The following is a 17,779-nucleotide window of genomic DNA, read 5'->3' on the forward strand; positions in this document are numbered from 1 at the left end:
ATTCAGTCTCAGTATTCAGTCTCAGTATTCAGTCTCAGTATTCAGTCTCAGTATTCAGTCTCAGTATTCAGTCTCAGTCGCGGTCTCAGTTTGAATATTACTTACTGTTGCGGTATTGATCGTAAATGAAGTCTTTGGGAAAAACTATATAACAAAGACTAAAATAAAAATAGCCTCAAGTTCATTAGAATTTGAGGCTATTTTTATTTTAATAAATTAGTTGCAATCTGTAAACTAAACGCAGTTCAAAGACGATGACTGCTACTGAATACTGAGACTGTAAACTAATTTAATCATTCTGATTTTTCATTCCAAATAAGTTTCCTTGTTGAAATAATCTGGCGTCATCTTTTAAAGCTTGATTGTTTCTTTGTGTCAGCTCAAATGCATCTAAATCACTTAAATCAGGTTTTCCTGCATTTACCCATGCTGTATACCAGAAGCTTGCTGTTGCTGCAATGGCTTTCTTCATTTGATTCTCCACCATTCCGTTTAATTCTTTGTGCAGTTTTTTAGCATATTCGTCAGAGAAAACAGCTGTGTTGTATTTGCTCTTTAGTACTTTCCCTTCAGCATCCAATTTAAAAGTCTCATTTTCCGGAGTTGTTGTTCTTAGCTTTTTATCCACATCCAGCAAAGGCTGAACTAAACTGTGAGTATCATTAATCATATCCCAAGTTGCTTTGTGAACATCCTCATAGTACTGTGCTTGCGGAACGTTTAGTCTGTAGTTTTTAACAAATAATTCAGGAAGTCTGCTTTCCCAAAGTGAATGAATTCCCTTTTGATCGCTTAATTGTCCGTCATGATTTGAAGAAGTATGCAATGGCATGTGTGCATCACCAACGTAATGACCTAAATCTGCTGCTAAAAACAAGATTTCAGCTCTGTTCTTCTCTTTAAAAGCTTTTGTTAGTTTTACCATCATCTCTTCGATATACCAAGGCAGGATTCCGTTCTCGTTTAAGAATTTGGCATCGTACTTTTGCTTTGCTGCTTCTAAAGTCTGTGGGAAATCTGCTGGGTTACCAAAACTCTCCATGTCAAAATAATGTCTAGGATTTTCGTCTTTATAATTTAAGGCATATTTTCGAATGTCCGGTACAGAGGCTTCCTGTGTAATAAAATCTATATGATTATAGAAGAATACCTGAAGCGGGTGTGGCAAAGCCATAACTGCGGCTTTATTAATACGTTCGTGACCCACCATCCCCCAGGATAATGTCAAAAAACCAATTGCTAATGCGAATAATGCAATTAGTCTTGGTTTCATTTTTAAGTTTTTCATTTTTATTTTTGTTAGAGGTGCAAATTTATTTTATTTATGTACATTTCAAAGTGAATAATCGTAAAGATTGCAAAATTAGCTTCATTTATTTTTTTTTGAATCCGAAGTAATTGAAATTCAAATTAAAAGTTTCTTCGTAAATTCGTTACTTTTTATCTAAATCTAAAAATATGCGCCTGATTTCTATAGGAATTCTTTTCCTGCTCTACACTTCCAGCAGTTTTGCACAAGAAGATATTGTCGAATTGAAGAATGTTCAAGATACGATTCTGAATACCAAAAGAACATTACAGGTCGCGGATCCGTTCAATTCGGTGAAAACGATGCAGCAATTGTTTCCGGGTAAAATATACAATCTCTCCGACCATAATACTTTTATAAGTTGGAAATGCAGCAAATGCAAACCTACCGCCTATATTGATGTCAATGGTGTCGAAGGCGATCAGTTGTTTCCTTATGAAAATGGCGTTGCCACCAGGGTTTTGGGTACTCTTGATTATACAGATTCCAAAGGGAATCAGTTTAAATTGCTGCTTTTTAACCATTCTTTTTACGACGAAGACGGGCTGCAGACTGGGCGATTTTCTGGTGGACTTGTTGGCGTTGCTAAGTTTGCAAAAAATGATAAGATATGGCAAATGAGGTCTTTTCAGCCTGCTGTAGCGGCGTTTGGTTCATTTTCTCAGGCACCTTCTCCAAAATTGATAGAAATTGGAGAAGATCAGTTCGCCTTTACACTCACCCATGTAAATGGTGGTGCGGGCGGTCCATTTGAGGGGATTCTCTATCTGATTGCCGGATTTGACGGAAGGTATCAGCCTATTTTAGAGTCTTACAATTATAAACTCACCAATGTGGCGAGCGTAGAATGGTCCGGTTCTTATACGGTCGTAAAGAATACAAAGAAAAAACACTTTAAGGATATTATCGTTAAAACAAACGGTTCCTTTAGTAAAGCTGCTCAGGCTAATGATGAATTTGAAGTCGTTTTACCTGATGAAATTGCTGCAATGGCCAAAACTAAAAAGAAGTTTAATTTCGAGATCGAAAGACGTTATTCGTTTAAAGGAAAACAGTATAAGCTGATGGATAAGCCTGTTGTTAAATTCTTGAATGTGAAATAGCTATTTCTTTTTAGTGGAAAAATAGTATCGATACAAGCCCCAGAACCGCAATAAATATCCAAAGAACAACTCCTTGTAGTAAAGGTTTAATTCCAACTGATTTTAAAGTATTGATACTTAATGTAGCTCCTATCAGGAATAAAGTTATCGTAAGACCGATTTTGGCAATCGAAACAATAGGTGGTGCCAGGACAGCCGTTTGAGGTACATAAGTATTGAAAAGCATGGCGAGAATGAATAAACCTATGAAATACGGAATCTTGATTTTAGAGTTTTTATTCTTAAAAAGCAGAGCAGTTAAGAGAGAGATCGGTATAATCCATAAGGCTCTGGCTAATTTCACCGTAGTTGCAATCTGTAGTGCTTCTGTACCATATTTATTGGCTGCTCCTACGACAGAACTCGTGTCGTGAATGGCTATGGCACACCATAATCCAAAGTCTTTTTGTGACAAGTCGAGTTGATGTCCGATAAAGGGGAAAACAAACAATGCTACGGAGTTCAGAATAAAAATAACCCCCAGAGCGATTGAGGTCTGATTTTCATTAGATTTAATTACTGGTGCAATGGCCGCAATGGCGCTTCCTCCGCAAATAGCTGTTCCACAAGAAATTAAATGAGAGGTTTTTTTCTCGGTTTTTAACCATTTCCCTAAGAAAGTTCCCAAAATTAAAGTGCTGAAAATGGATAATATAGTAAGTAAGAATCCTTCTTTTCCGGCAGAGAGCGCTGCAGTCGCATTCATTCCGAAGCCTAAACCTACCACTGAAAATTGAAGTAAAAAAGTAATCGCTACTGCATTGAACTTTTCAAATGGATTTCCAAAGACATTTACCAGAATTACCCCTAATAATAAAGCAATTGGAGGTGAAATGATTGAAAATAAGCATAGAACAATGATAAAAGCAAAAATTGCCTGTTGCAGGTAGGGATTAATTTCAAAAAAATGTACCGATGTTTGTTGTTTTGTTTTCAAAATAAGTAATTTGATATTTCTTCTACAAAGGTCCGTCGTTTGTATCAATATTACCAATCGTAAAACGCGATTGGCTATAACTCTAAGTTATAATAAGAAGACAAATTTTGGATAAAAAGCTCGGTTAATGCATTTGGTTTACCCAGTAAAGTAATGATGTAGAAGTAGCGTTCAACAGATAAGTTAGCGATATCAAGTATCATTAATTCATTGTTTTTAAGTTGCTTACCTACTGCGTGAATGGACATAAAAGCCAGGCAATCCGAATTTAGGAGATATGATTTGATGCTTTCGGTACTTCCTAACTGCATTTCGATTTGCAGATCACTTATTTTTATCCCAACTTGTTTCAAAGAGTATTCTATAACTTCAAGTGTTCCAGATCCACGCTCACGGGTGATAAATTTCATCGATTTCAGATCTTCTAATGAAATTTCATTTTGTTTGATCAGCGGATTTTTGGTATTGCACACCAGTACCAGTTCGTCTTTTAAAAACGGAGTGTATTTTATTGATTGATTTTTGGATTGTCCTTCGACAATTCCAATTTCGATTTCTTTATGGATTAAGGCATTCTCAATTTGTTCTGTATTTCCGTTGAGCAAATTGACTTTGATGTCTTTCTCCTTTTGATGAAAACGTGCTAGCACCGGTGAAATAATATATTGAGAAATGGTTGTACTCGCTCCCAGCCTCAGTAATCCTTGACGATCGTTAATAAAACTGCTCATTTCGAAGTCTATTTCACGATAGATTTCAAAGATGTTTTTGGTGTGTTTCAGCAGAATTTCTCCTGCCGGAGTTAAAGCAATTTTGGAACCGTTTCGTTCGAAAAGCTTAGTTTTATAAGCTTCTTCAAGTTCCTGAATATGTTTGGAAACCGCTGGCTGTGAAATATATAATTCAGTTGCCGCTTTAGTAAAGTTAAGGCGGAGTGAAACGGTGTAGAATACTTTTAGCCTGAAATCCATTTGCTTTAGTTTTTAGTTATTCTGTTTCAAGTTTCAAGTTTTACGGTTTACCTATGGCTTTTAAATGATTGGTTAAAGCAACCCGTTGTATTTCCTGATAAACCATTCTGCAGTAAATACCAAAGCAATTAAAATTAACAGCCAAACCCAATCAATCAATGGTGTTTTGGTAGAAACATTTTTTTCAATCGATTTGTATTCTTTATTCTCTAAAAGCTGTTGAATTAAATCATCTGACTGATTTTCAAAGAAAGCTTTTCCGTTGGTTTGCAAGGCTAATTGCTTTAATTTCTGAACATCCGGATTTACAAACTGCTTCTCGATATCAAAATCTAAAATTTCAAAGTGACCTGAATAAGAAGTATTGGTGTTCAATTCTTTTACGGTAAAGTTATATTTTCCAGTTGAAAGTCCATCCAGGTTTACGGAAAAAGAGTTGTTTCCTTTTAACAAATCGTAGTTTTTTACCTGTTTGGTTGCTGCATTTGTTACGGTAATCGTAAGTCTTGCTTTTTCATCAAACTCATAGTTTTTATTAAAGTACTGCGCATTGATTACAATAGCTTCACCGGAATTGTAGAAGCTTTCGTGTGTAACTACCAAAGATTTTTTGGAAGTAGTTGAAGCCAGATACTGAATAACCTTATCTATAAAAACGTCATACTTCTCAAAAGACTGATTGTCAATATGGCTTTGTAAACGCCATTTCCAGCTGTTTTCTCCTAAAAGAAAAGCAGTTCTTTTTGCCTGACTCTCTGTAAAGGCCAGTAATGGTGCATTTGTCGAAACATTTCTTATTTTTGAAGAAAGCAGTACTGATACATTTCCATTCGTTGTCACCGTTCCGAATAAATTTTGCAGTGGCGGAAAATTTTCAAAACCTATATTGTCTACAGCAAACAGATTAAACTGCGATTCAAATTCTGCCAGATAATCTTCTCTCTGACCACTCATTTTAAAGACCAGATTTTTTTGCTGCTGATTCAAATAATTAAAGTCAGTGTTGTTGCCCGTTATGATAAAAGTATTTACTCCGGCAAGCTTATTGTTATCGAAAATGGCCTTGAATGCTGTCGTTGGCTGGTATAAAACCAAAACAGAAGCTTCTTGTAGCTGATTGATATCGTTTGGCTTAACCAGAATCACTTTACGCTGGGCATTGGTTTCAATCGAACGTTTTAAGGCTGCAATATCGGGATGATTTATGGCAGAAACGATTGCAACCGTTGACTTTTGATCAATGATTTCGACAGCAAAATTTTTGATATTATTATAGCTGTTTTTCTCTTTGATATTGGAAGAAACTGCTGCCTTAAAAATTTGTAGGCCTACTTTATCTGCTGGTAAAAGCAAGTTTAAGGTTGCTGTTTTTTTAGAGGGAGAAAAAGAAACTTTTTCTTTGGCAACGACCTTCCCTCCTTGTGATATTGTAAAATCAGCATTCGTGGCTTTGTCTCCAGCGTATTGAAGAAATACTTCTACCGGAAATTTATTCTTGTGAAAAGCGTATTTGTTTACGTTAAGCTGATTGATTTTAAGATCTAAAAAAGTGGTTGTATCTCCCACAACCAAGGGATAAACTTTATTGACAGGATCAAAACGATAGACATAATCGTTTCCTGTAGTCTGATTTCCGTCAGTTATAATTACAGTTGGAAAAATCAGGTTTTTATTGATGCTTTTTAGGTTTTTGGCAACTTCGTCAAGATTGGTTTGTTTTCCTTTGAAATCAAACTTCTCCGAAGGTTTAAAATCGGCATCAAACTGGTAGGACTGAATTTCGAATTTATCCCGAAGAGCAGGATTCGACGTCAATTTTTGATGCAACTCTATTACTTTTTTATTTGAATTTAAAGCAGTAATAGAACTTGAATTGTCTACAGCAATTGCAAGTGGAGTTTTGGTAACTTCCAGTGCATTTTTGGTCATTATTGGATTTATTAGTAGAAGCAATAATCCAAAAATGGCTAAAAAACGTAAAAAAGCCAAAAACCAAATCACATTGGATTTGTTTTTGGCTTTAAAAAAATATTGAAAATACGACAAACCAACTGCGATTACTAAAGAAAGTAATATTAATAGAATCGTGTTTGTAGTCATATATTATTTTGTTTATGGTTTAGAGTTTTTTGTTTATAGTTTATGGCTGCAGAACAATAAACAACAAACCATCAACAATCAACTTATTAGGTAAGCATTCCTCCACAAACATTAAGTACTTGTCCTGTGACATACGCACTTAAGTCTGAAGCTAAGAAAAGACAAGCGTTAGCAACATCTTCTGCGCTTCCTCCTCTTTTTAATGGAATTCCTTCTCTCCATCCTTTTACTACATCTTCGTTTAATTTTGCAGTCATCTCCGTTTCAATGAAACCTGGCGCGATTGCATTGCAACGAATGTTACGGGAACCTAACTCTAATGCTACAGATTTAGTAAAGCCAATTGCACCCGCTTTTGAAGCGGCATAGTTAGTTTGCCCTGCGTTTCCTGAAACTCCTACTACTGAGCTGATATTTATGATAGATCCTGAACGTTGTTTCAAAAAGGTTTTTTGAATTGCTTTTGTCATATTAAAGACAGATTTCAGGTTTACATCAATAACCTGATCAAAATCTGCTTCAGACATACGCATTAACAGGTTGTCTTTTGTAATTCCGGCATTGTTAATTAAGATATCTACGGTTCCGAAATCAGCTAAAACTGCATCAACAAAAGTTTGTGCTTCATTAAAATCGGCAGCATTTGATTGGTATCCTTTTGCTTTAATTCCTAAACCGTTCAATTCAGCTTCTAAAGCTTCTGCAGAAGCTACAGATGAGCTGTATGTAAAAGCAACGTTTGCGCCATGTTTAGCAAAAACTTCAGCAATTCCTCTTCCAATTCCACGACTAGCGCCCGTAATAATGGCAACTTTTCCTTCTAGTAATTTCATATTCAAAATTAATGTTAATATTATTTCCAGCTAATGAGCTATTTACTTTCTCTTGAAAAAAGAGTAAAAAACAGTGCTGTGAATGACTTGTCAAATATATGATAATTCCCTTTTTAAAAAAATTAAGTCACGGCATAATTTAGGATTAAGAATGATTCTTTACTAATAATCATAAAAAAACCGTTTCAAATTATGAAACGGTTTTTCTTAATCTATAAAAAAATGGACTAACAAGTGAAGATTTATCTCTCTTAGTTTTCAAAAGAAATGCAGTGTAATCAGTGGTGTTAACATCTGAAAATTAATAATTAACGCAAAGAAAGAGACTGCTTTTAGTTAGGTGTTTTGTCTTAAAAGTCATTTATTCAATTATTAGTATGGGTTGAATATCATTTTTTAAAGACGACACATCTTAAAAACTACTCACAAATCACGCCATCTATTGTTGCTCTGCATATTGGTTCTACCGGTTGTTCAGGAGGGAGCATAATACATGGTCCGTTATAAGGAAAAGGTGTCCATGGAATAGTACATCTTACTCCACCGCTTCCGTTTACTCTTTTTAGTTCTTCTTTGCCTAGTACTTCAACTCCTGAGAAATTTAAAATAGTTTTTAACATCATAAAATTGGTTATTTAACAGTTGATTATCTCAATCATTTTTTGTCCGTTGAGTTTCAGACCTAAAGATATTCTTAAATTACATATTAGTTTGGTTTCTAAATCAAGTAAAACGAGTTGTTCTGATTTCTCACTTAAAAAAGCAGCCCGTTAGGGCTGCCTCAACTCAAAATAAAAATAAAATAAAATAAAATAAAGACAAAACGCATTGTAGTTTGTAGCTGCTCTTTCTAAAAGACTACAATGCATTTTTTTAGGTTCGACTTAAAGCAGCCAGGTTGTCATTCTAAATGAACTTGACGCACTAGTAAACGTATAAACTGTATTGGTATATCCTAACTTGAAGTTTTCTTTTTTGACAAAAACACCAGTGGTATTGACAAGATTTTTATCAAAACTAGCCAAGAATGCTGGAGCTGCAGCAGTTGTGTTTCCATTCCAAGACTTATGTTTTAGAATGATCTTTTGGTTTGGTGCGTCTTCCACAACATCTATGTAGTGAAAAATTGCAGGCTGACCACCTGCGAACGTATAATAAATGAAATTTCCAAGCGAGTGATTCAAGTAAAGCTGAACGGATGCTATGGTTACACCTTTAGGTAAGCTTGCGTTAATTTTTGCTAACTCATTTATAAACAATTGTGAGTTTGTTGATGCATCCTCTGTATAATCATCAACAAAGTATCCCAATCTGGCAGAAATCTTCCCCGGAAGCAGTATCTTATAATCATCTGTTAACCTTGGTGGGACATTGCTAAATTTAAGAGTTGCACTTACTCCTCCAGTTCCTGTTGCAACAAAATTATTAGTAGCGGTATCATACACAAAATTAGTTAGTTTTTGACCTTTTACTGTAAGTGCCGGTTTTACTGTAGCTCCCGTTGGTGTAAAAGCCAAAGCTAAATTCTGAACGTCATTTGATCCTGTCAATAAAGATGTTGCCACTCCAAAACGCGCAGCTGTATTATAATCAAAATCATAGTTTTGAATTGTAGATCCGTCATTAATCTGTAATAATCTATAAAGCGGACTTACTTCATCTCCTGTTATGGCATTTATTATTGGCGTGTTTTTAGCTAAATCTGTCCAATCTTTTGCTGTCGCTTTTACAAAACGAACTTCGTGTCCGTTTCTATTGGTTCTAAAAATAATGTCTCCATTTTTTTGTCCATAATAAAAGAATTGAAAATCTCCTAAATATCCTTTGGCTAAAAGTGCCGCTGTTGGAGAATTATTTGCATCGGACAAAAGATGTATTCTGTTTTCGGTTGTAAAAACTAAACTTACAGTGCTACCGACCTGAATTTCGTACTGACTTTTGTAAGTTCCTGTCAGGCTATTAAAATCGGAGGCCATATCTACTTTTCCTTCTGGAAGAAATTTAAATAAATGTGTCCACCCCCCTAATTGTGTGCTGTCTGTATAATAAACTGCTTTCCATCCTTCTGAAGATGAAAGTAAAACATCGTTCAGCTCTTTTTGACGGGAACTTAATCTTTCTGTAGCATTTTTATCAAATTTAGCGTCTACTTCTGTGCTTGTACAAGACCCCAGTAATAAAGCTATAAAAGAAATCGCTAAATACTTATATATATTTTTTGCTTTCATAATATGATTTTTATAAAATTTATTGTCCTTAGTTATTAACTACAACATCAGTGTTTTTTTGAGCTTCATCTCTTAAGGCATAGAAATCTATATTAAAAGAATCCTTATAATACTTTACAACCAATGCTTCTTTTGCTTTAATATTTGCTTTAGCAGTAGCATCGGTAACACCCGCCAAAATGGCATCGTATTCTGCTTTTGAACTGGTTAAAATTGTAGCGGCAGTTTCGGCAAAATCTTCATAAATGTTTAATCTTGCATAACTGGTTATAAAACCTAATGATCTTGAAGTTGAAAGTGCCTCTGTATACCATGTAGAAGTATAACCTACCGGAGTTAACTTTGACCAGGCCTGCTCGTCAAATGGCTTAGTCTGGTTTAAAATATGCACATATTCATGCTGAATGGTGTGAATAAACTGTGTAACATTAGCTCTGTTTTTCTTATTAAGTTTATCTACCTCAAATAGCGTAACTCTTTGACCGGCTTCTGCTAATCCCAGAGTTACTGTTCCGTTAGTGTTTAAATTAACACCTCCAACAAGTACAAATTCTCTAGGAGCAATTTTCTTTACAAAATTCACTCCGCCAATCTTGGTGTAACTGTCCACCCAGATTTTCTTTACCACTTCCATTGCCGGCTGAACTTTATCTACCTGTGGTGGGAATAGATATTTAGTATTATCAACTAAATTTTGATTCCACTCATAATATACATTTATGTTATAAGGGTTTAAGAAAGTGGTCCCAATCCATTTATCTAAATCTGTTTTTGACAGTGCTGAAAAATCAAATTGACTTTCTTTTGGCTGCACTTCATGAGCACAAGAAGCAAGAAGTAAAACCCCTGCCATTAGTGCTATTTTATATGTTTTTACTATTTTCATACTATACTTTAATTAAAAATTATCTAGGATTTTTTTCAATACCATTATCTGAAGCCCTAAGCGGAATTTGTAATGCTCTTCGTTTGTCGTCTTTCTCTAAGACGTTTTTTCGAATTACTTTACCAAACTCAAGTGTATTATGAGTTACAACCAGATTAAAACGTTTGATATCAAACCATCTAAGTCCTTCACGTAAAAAATCTTTTCTTCTTGCCTCTGCTAATGCTTTTATATAGGAAGCCTGAAGTGGGCTTAAGGTATAGAACGGAGTAAACTCATTTGAGATTACCGGATATTTAGCCTGTACTACTGATTCATTGAATAGATCTGTTGCAGCATTGTATCCTGATGTTCTGGTTCCTAAAAAGTATCCTAATTCAATATTAGCTTCTGCCATCCTATTCTTCATGACTAATGCTTCAATTCTGTTCAGATACAACTCGTCATTGCTAAGTAAAACGGTAGCAGTATAAGGCTCTCCAATACCAGATGTTAGGTTTGTAACTTTAAAATATTCGTAAAGTTTAGGAACCACAACCAGTACTCCGCTGTAATATTGACCCTGAGCTTTAATTAAATTTGGTTTACCCCACATATTGGTTTGATTTCCTAATATTTCATCTGACTTATTTCCTGCAAGAGCAAATCGGTAAGCACCTGCTCTGTTTGCAATTGAGTTAGGATAAGCAATTAAGAGATTGGTTTCTTGCTCTGCTTTAGAGTATTCTAAAGGCATTTGAGAGAAAGGAACAGCATTAAATGCAAGATAACTTCTAATTTTAGTTGGTTTAGAACCAAGTCCTTCAGAAAATTCAAGAACTTTGTCCCAATCCCCTTTTATTAAGTAAAAACGACATGCCAAGGCTCTGGCAGCATCCCTGTTAAAGTGAAACTTAGGTTCTTTATAATCATTCGTTACATATTTTAAACCTTCTATAATGTCCTGTTCTACAAAATCGAAAACTTCTTTTACTGTATTACGTTTGTATTGTACCAATAAGGCTGTTTCCGGTTTTGTAATATACGGAACTCCTAAATCTGATCCGGCTGTTGCAGGATTGTAACGATTCGCCCATAATGAAACCAATATAAAATGAGAATAGGCTCTCGCAATCAAAGCCTCCCCTTTTTGTGGATTTAAACTTGTTGGACTGCCTAATTTTTCAATGGCATCCAATGCCTGATTGGCAGCCGCGATAGCTTCGTACGATCCGATCCAAAATCCATTTTCAGTATCTGTTCCGATCTGATTTTGCATTTCCCAATTATAGCTGTTATCATTGTTTACATTCGCAGCCTGTTTTAACTCTGAGTCAAAAACATTATCAGACATAGCTTCTGCAAGTGCAAAATAGGAAGCGTTAGGATAGGCTGTAACTAATAATTCGGATATTTTTTCAGGCGTATCTATCTGTGTTCTGTTATCTGGTACTTCTGAAAGGAAATCATCACAACTGCTAAAACCAATCAGCAATACTAGTGATAGTGTTATTTTTATATTTTTCATAATCAATTTTAGTATTAGAATGAAATATTTATTGCAAAAGTATATTGGGCTGTAATAGGGAAAGCTACCCCTCCGGTATTACGGAATTCAGGATCTTGTCCGTTTAATTTTTTATCGGAGTAAATCAACCATGGATTAACTGCGGATCCTTTAAGAGTAAAGCTGCTAACACCTAACTTTCTCTTAAAATCACTTGGAAATTCCCAGCCAAGAGAAATATTCTTTAACCTTACAAAATCACCGCTTGCAATTCTAACATCAGAAAAATTATAAGTATTGTAGGCAATCTGTAAGTCGTTCTCACCATAATTTCTATTCAACAATCGATCTGCAATAACTGGTACATTGGTGAAGTTTTCGTCTCCTGGATTGATCCATCTGTTAGCAAATTCTTTTGTGAAAACAGTCTGATCTGTGTAAACATTATTATACACAGGATTCAATCTGATTTTATTTCCTCCTGATCCTACGATGAAAACATATAATGACCAGTTTTTGTAAGTAAACGTATTGGCAAGACCAATAGATTTATTTGGCTCAACAGATCCTTCGTATTTTAAATATTTCATTACATTGTTAGTATCTTGAAAATTAGCTTCTGTAATATTATTTTCAGCACCATCCTGTAATTTAAAAGTTGGTAATCCTTCAGGATTCAGACCTGTAAACTGATAAGAATAAAGGGAGTTTCTAGGATGACCTACTGTGTTACCTCCATTTGAAGCTATCAAATCAAATACTGCTGGTCTGTTGGCTAATTTTGTAATTTTTTGGTCATAAACAGAAAAGTTTAATGTGGTAGACCATTTAAAATCTTTAGCAGCAATATTCTGAGTAGTAAAACCAAACTCAATACCTTTAGTCTCCATATCGGCATTGTTACCCTGCTTAACAGATTGTCCTCCAACACCGGAAGTAATTACATAATCAATAAGATCAAATGCTTTACGTCTGTAAACATCTGTAGTTACTTGTACTCTGTTTCTGAACAATCCAAGATCTAAACCAATATTGGTTTCGAATTGTTTTTCCCATGTCAAATCTGCATTCTGTAAATCCGCAATGTTTATAGCATTTTCTCTGTCTCCGGTATTAAAACGGTTTGTGATAAAACTTTTGTAAATAGCCAATGAATTTGTAGCAGGACCTGCTGTTGCTGTTAAACCGTATGATGCTCTAAGCGCTAAAGTGTTAACAGATTCAACATTCTTCATGAAATTTTCTTCTTTAATATTCCATTTACCACTTAAGGTGTAGGTAGGAAGCCATCTTGATGATCCTGTATCTCCTTGTCTGTTAGACCCGTCATAACGACCCGTAATAGATCCTGTATAACGACGATCGTAAGTATATCCTACTTTTCCAAAGAAACCAACTGTTCTCTCTCTTTCAGCTCCAAAATCGTAGTAAGAGTTTCCTTCGTTTACTAACTTTTCAATTAATTTAGGGTCAATAAAAGCACTAAGTCCTTTTTCGTATTGAATTCCTGCAGCAGTAAAATTGTCATTATTTCTGTCTACTGATCTAAACTCTGTACCAAAGAAACCTTCTAATTCATGTTTGTCATTCAAGGTGTTTCTGTAGGTAATACTATTTCTAACATTATAAGAAGTCATATCGTTGGTGTATTTTCTTAAAAATCCACCATTTGGCAATACAGATATTTTTGGTGCTGTTAAATCATTTGGATTTTGGTACAAGAACACATTATCCTTTTGGATTTGAGTATTTAGAGTCGCACCAACACCTGCATTATATGCCCCTACTACATTCGAATCTTCGTAAATTTTATGCTCTCTTGATGTATTGGCATAACGCGCAGACCCCGTAAAGTTATAGGTCAAATTTTTATTTATTTTATAATCTATGTCAGCTTGAAAACGAATATCGTTTACTTTTATCCCCATAGTATTATTTTTCAACTCCTTTAAGATGTTCATAGGAGCCCAGTTGTTTTGGTAGTATTCGTAATTACCATTTTCATCATAAGGTCTAAGCGTTCTGCTTGTACTTAATACATAATTAAATGGGTTAATATCAAAATCTCTGGTTATTTTACCAAACACAGCATCATTTTTACTTTCATATGTACCTGGTGCTTCCTGATCACGTATAGAAGCAAGTGTTGATAAAGTAATATTTAATCTGTCGTTAATAAAGAATGTTCCTTTTAAGTTTGATGATAACTGTTTTACATTATCAGCCAAAGTCCATCCCGGATCTGTGTAGTATCCTAGAGAACCATAAAAGGTATTATTTTTTCCACCACCTGAAAAACTTAAGGAGTGATTCTGCGTGATAGAGGGTCTAAATAAAACTTTAAACCAGTCTGTATTTGCTAATTCATATTTTTGCAAAAACTCATTGATGTATGGCTGCTCATTTCTAACGCCATACTGACCGTTAGATTCATTATAACGATTAACTTCTTTAGCCAAAATACCATAAACACCACTAAATCTTGCAGTAATAGACGAACTTTGATTAAGGTAACCTTTTGTTCTCATCTCTTGAAAAATACTCATTGATTCCTGAGAATTTAAAATATCATACTGAGTATAACTTGGTACAGTTCTCACTGTATTTTCAACAGAATAAGTTACTTTTAGAGGAGAGTCTCTACGTCCTTGTTTAGTAGTTACAACTACTACCCCATTTAAAGATCTTGAACCATAGATTGAAGTAGCCGAAGCATCTTTAAGAATTTCAATACTTTGAATGTCATTAGCATTCAAACCCGCTACAGCAGAGCTTAATAATGTTGCTGAATTTCCGGAAGCTAAATCAGCAAATGATACGTTGATAATATCTTCCTGAACAACCCCGTCAATAACCCATAAAGGTTTTGTATCTCCGAAAATAGAAGAAGATCCACGAACAGTAATTTTTGGTGTCGAACCAAAAGATCCTGTAACGTTTTGTACAGTAACACCGGCAGCTTTACCTTCAATCATTCTGCTTACATCTACAACACCATCGACTTTTAATTCACTGCCGGAAATTTTACTGATTGCTCCTGTAAAAGTTCTTTTCGAAGTTTTTTCGTAACCTGTAGTAACTACAACTTCTTTTAGATTTTGCCCTGCTTCATTTAAAACCACAACCGGATTTGTATTGGTTATCCCGATTTCTTTAGTCTCCATTCCAACGTAAGAGATCACAAGCCTGTCGCTGTTTGTTGGCATTTCGATAGAAAATTTACCATCAAAGTCTGTTAATACTGCGATTTTAGTTCCTTTAGCCAATACAGTAGCTCCAGGTAGCGGACTACCACTAACATCTGTAACTGTACCCTTAATAATTGGCCCCGCGGCTGTTAAGCTCTCAAACAAAGAATTATTTGATTCAACACCTGTAAAAGGATCTGACAAAGCACTTTTTTGCAAAATAATCTGATTGCTTACTTCGGTATAAGTGATATTAAATGGCAATAAAATTCGATTCAAAATACTCGACAATGTTTCATCGTTAGCATCTATGCTAACTTTCTGATTCAGTTGTGGCAATCTTGAATTGTAAGAAAATTTTACGTTTGCAGACTTTTGTAATTTAGACAATGTATTGTCTAAAGTTAAATTTGTAATATTAATTGTAACTTTAGTATCTAACTTTTTTTGTCCATTTACATCATTTGCCATGGCAACACTTGAAAACACAAGTGCCAGAACAAACTGAAATAGTGTTATTTTCATGATTCGATGGAGTAATCGTTGTTTAACAACTGGTTTTTTCATAATTTTGGTTTGTTTTGATTAATACTGATTCGAGTGTATTTTAAGAAACATCCTCAATTACTCTTTACAGAGAGTAATTTGATTCATTTAAGTGTCGATAATGTTACAGCATTTCGGCACTTTTTTTATGCATTTTCTTTTACATAGGCGCTTTAATTTTCTTGTTTTGGTTATTTTTCGATTCTTTAAATTTTAAAACTCAACTTTACAATTACAGTTGTAAAATGTGATTAGTTACATCCATCAGATATTATAACAATCTGATTTCCATTCATTTCAAATGTGGTCTTATTGCCAATGCTGTTACAGACAATTTTTAATTTTTCCATCAAAGGCTGATCACTAAGTGAAGTGGTAAGATGACAGTCTTTGAGTTTATTTTTGGGGTAATCAATGTCTACAAGGTAGGCCTGCTCTATCGTTTCAAAAATTTGTGATACCGGAATATCGGTAAATTCAAAGCTGAGCTGCTCAATATTTCCGACACTACGGGTAAGGACTATATCCTGAGTGATATTTGTAATTTTATTAAAACTTAAATCTTTACGTTGAAAACGTAACGCCTGATTTGGTAACAAAACAACTTCATGATCATCTGACTTTGCAACCAGGTCGTTTGATTTTACCCTTACTTTACCGGTGCGAACCAAAACTTCAACATCAGGTTGATCAGAATAGGCCTTGACTCTAAAACTAGTTCCGACTACCTTTGTAACAATTTCATTTGCGTAAACAAAGAAAGGCTTCTTAGGATTTTTACTAATTTCAAAGAAACCTTCGCCAGATAAATACACCTTTCTTTCATTTCCGGTAAAGATCTTAGGGTAACTAAGTTTACTATTAGGCTGTAATAAAACCGAACTACCATCAGATAAAGTAATAATTTGAGCTTTGTCTGAATTATTAGTTTGTTCTACCAATCCTTCGTTGTTTTCACTAATCAACTCATTGTAGGTTACTTCTCTGCCAACGGTTACTATTTGATTGTTATATAACCAAATTGATCCTAAACCAAGAATTAAAGCAGCGGCAATACCACTAAGAAAATATTTCTTAAGAAATTTTATCTTGGAACTTGGGGTTGAATTGTTCTGATTCTCTTTCTCTTCGATTTTAATCCAGGTGGCCTGCAAAGCATGATGCAGATCTACAGGAGATATAGGCTGATCCGGTACTTTCATGGCCAACAACAATAATCTCGCGTCTTCTACCAGCTTAGCACGCTGACGACTCTCTAAAGTCCATTCTTCCCAACCATCATTGTCTATTTTGGATAAAATCCAGGACTGGAATGATTCATCAGATAAGAAATCTTCAATTTCGGTATATTTATTACGTTTTTGCATCTAGAAATAGGGTTACAAAAACATAGAGGACGGCTTTCTTATTATATACTCACCAAATTATGATTTTTTTTTAGTTCTGTATAAATAAAATTAAAAAGTAGCTGAAGAAAGAAGAAGAATTAACGAAACACTACCCTTCCATTCTTTGCGAAGAGTAAGTAAACCGCGGTGTAGTAAGTTACTTGCTGATTGATAATTTACCTCTAGCATATCGGCAATCTGATCAACTGTTAAGCCTTGATGGTATCTTAAATACAGGGCCTCTTTTTGTCTTGCCGGTAAATTGTTTAATAATTTGTTCAAATGAACTACTTTTTCTTTTGTAGCATAATCGTCATCCATCAGATCGTGTTCTACCGAGAATTCTAAAAGAAAAGCAATGGAATCTGTGCTTGCTGACTTGCGGAAAATATGATCGCGTTCGTACAAACGTGCAATACGCTTGCGCACACTCGACAATAAATAGGCTTTTACTACAACTGAACTTTGAAGCCCGTTTTTGTAAACCCAAATATCCGTAAAAACATCCTGAACACAATCTTGTACCTTTTCAGCATTTGAAGAAAGCGAATTTCCGTAGTTTACCAAATCACCATAGTATTTTTCAAACAACAGAGAGAATGATTTTTCATCTCCATTTTTCAAGTTAGTCCAAAGCGTAAGATCGTCAGAAGTTTTGAATTGTAGAGTTTTGGTATTCATATAAAATTGCAATAGAATTCTTGAAAATAAGCACTTGTTTTTAACACAAAGAATAAGATTTGTTAACAATATTCTTTATATCTG

At 34.7% G+C, this 17,779-nt stretch carries 13 protein-coding genes; 1 reads left to right on the forward strand and 12 read right to left on the reverse strand.

All coding sequences use genetic code 11. From position 1 onward, the window contains the following. Window positions 1–289 precede the first annotated feature (289 nt). Window positions 290–1,288, reverse strand: a complete 999-nt coding sequence (locus JO950_RS14250) for a zinc dependent phospholipase C family protein (protein ID WP_202703259.1) — start codon at window positions 1,286–1,288, stop codon at window positions 290–292. A 170-nt stretch (window positions 1,289–1,458) separates the two neighbouring features. On the opposite strand from JO950_RS14250, the gene JO950_RS14255 reads away from it, so the two are divergent. After that, entirely contained in the window at window positions 1,459–2,412 is a 954-nt protein-coding gene (locus tag JO950_RS14255; RefSeq protein ID WP_202703260.1) for a hypothetical protein, read from the forward strand. Window positions 2,413–2,422: 10 nt separating this feature from the next. On the opposite strand, the gene JO950_RS14260 is transcribed toward JO950_RS14255, so the two are convergent. The 11 genes from JO950_RS14260 to JO950_RS14310 all read right to left on the reverse strand — a co-directional run bounded on the left by JO950_RS14260 (window position 2,423) and on the right by JO950_RS14310 (window position 17,695). Next, entirely contained in the window at window positions 2,423–3,388 is a 966-nt protein-coding gene (locus JO950_RS14260) for a YeiH family protein (RefSeq protein ID WP_202703261.1), read from the reverse strand. 74 nt (window positions 3,389–3,462) lie between these two features. Then, window positions 3,463–4,359 (reverse strand): LysR family transcriptional regulator, encoded by an 897-nt coding sequence (locus JO950_RS14265; protein ID WP_202703262.1) that lies wholly within the window; start codon window positions 4,357–4,359, stop codon window positions 3,463–3,465. Between the two features lie 72 nt (window positions 4,360–4,431). Next, a complete protein-coding gene (locus JO950_RS14270; RefSeq protein ID WP_202703263.1) occupies window positions 4,432–6,459 on the reverse strand; it encodes a hypothetical protein in 2,028 nt (675 codons plus the stop codon). A gap of 86 nt (window positions 6,460–6,545) precedes the next feature. Next, window positions 6,546–7,292, reverse strand: a complete 747-nt coding sequence (gene fabG, locus JO950_RS14275) for a 3-oxoacyl-[acyl-carrier-protein] reductase (protein ID WP_017497500.1) — start codon at window positions 7,290–7,292, stop codon at window positions 6,546–6,548. A gap of 419 nt (window positions 7,293–7,711) precedes the next feature. After that, the gene (locus JO950_RS14280; RefSeq protein WP_202703264.1) at window positions 7,712–7,915 is read right to left on the reverse strand and encodes a hypothetical protein; all 204 of its coding nucleotides are present in this window, start codon (window positions 7,913–7,915) and stop codon (window positions 7,712–7,714) included. Window positions 7,916–8,176: 261 nt separating this feature from the next. After that, window positions 8,177–9,520 (reverse strand): DUF4302 domain-containing protein, encoded by a 1,344-nt coding sequence (locus JO950_RS14285; protein WP_202703265.1) that lies wholly within the window; start codon window positions 9,518–9,520, stop codon window positions 8,177–8,179. A gap of 28 nt (window positions 9,521–9,548) precedes the next feature. Further along, window positions 9,549–10,406: a putative zinc-binding metallopeptidase gene (locus JO950_RS14290; protein WP_173967755.1), complete on the reverse strand. Its 858-nt coding sequence runs from the start codon at window positions 10,404–10,406 to the stop codon at window positions 9,549–9,551. 19 nt (window positions 10,407–10,425) lie between these two features. Further along, on the reverse strand, window positions 10,426–11,913 hold the full coding sequence (locus JO950_RS14295) for a RagB/SusD family nutrient uptake outer membrane protein (protein WP_202703266.1): 1,488 nt from the start codon (window positions 11,911–11,913) through the stop codon (window positions 10,426–10,428). 14 nt (window positions 11,914–11,927) lie between these two features. Continuing rightward, window positions 11,928–15,647: a SusC/RagA family TonB-linked outer membrane protein gene (locus tag JO950_RS14300; RefSeq protein ID WP_202703267.1), complete on the reverse strand. Its 3,720-nt coding sequence runs from the start codon at window positions 15,645–15,647 to the stop codon at window positions 11,928–11,930. 230 nt (window positions 15,648–15,877) lie between these two features. Beyond that, window positions 15,878–16,993 (reverse strand): FecR family protein, encoded by a 1,116-nt coding sequence (locus tag JO950_RS14305; protein WP_202703268.1) that lies wholly within the window; start codon window positions 16,991–16,993, stop codon window positions 15,878–15,880. Between the two features lie 90 nt (window positions 16,994–17,083). Next, window positions 17,084–17,695 carry an RNA polymerase sigma factor gene (locus JO950_RS14310; RefSeq protein ID WP_202703269.1) on the reverse strand — a complete coding sequence of 204 codons (612 nt, stop codon included), beginning with the start codon at window positions 17,693–17,695 and terminating at the stop codon, window positions 17,084–17,086. Window positions 17,696–17,779 lie beyond the last annotated feature (84 nt).

Source organism: Flavobacterium sp. UGB4466 (assembly GCF_903469665.1).
GTDB classification, from domain to species: Bacteria; Bacteroidota; Bacteroidia; order Flavobacteriales; family Flavobacteriaceae; genus Flavobacterium; species Flavobacterium lipolyticum.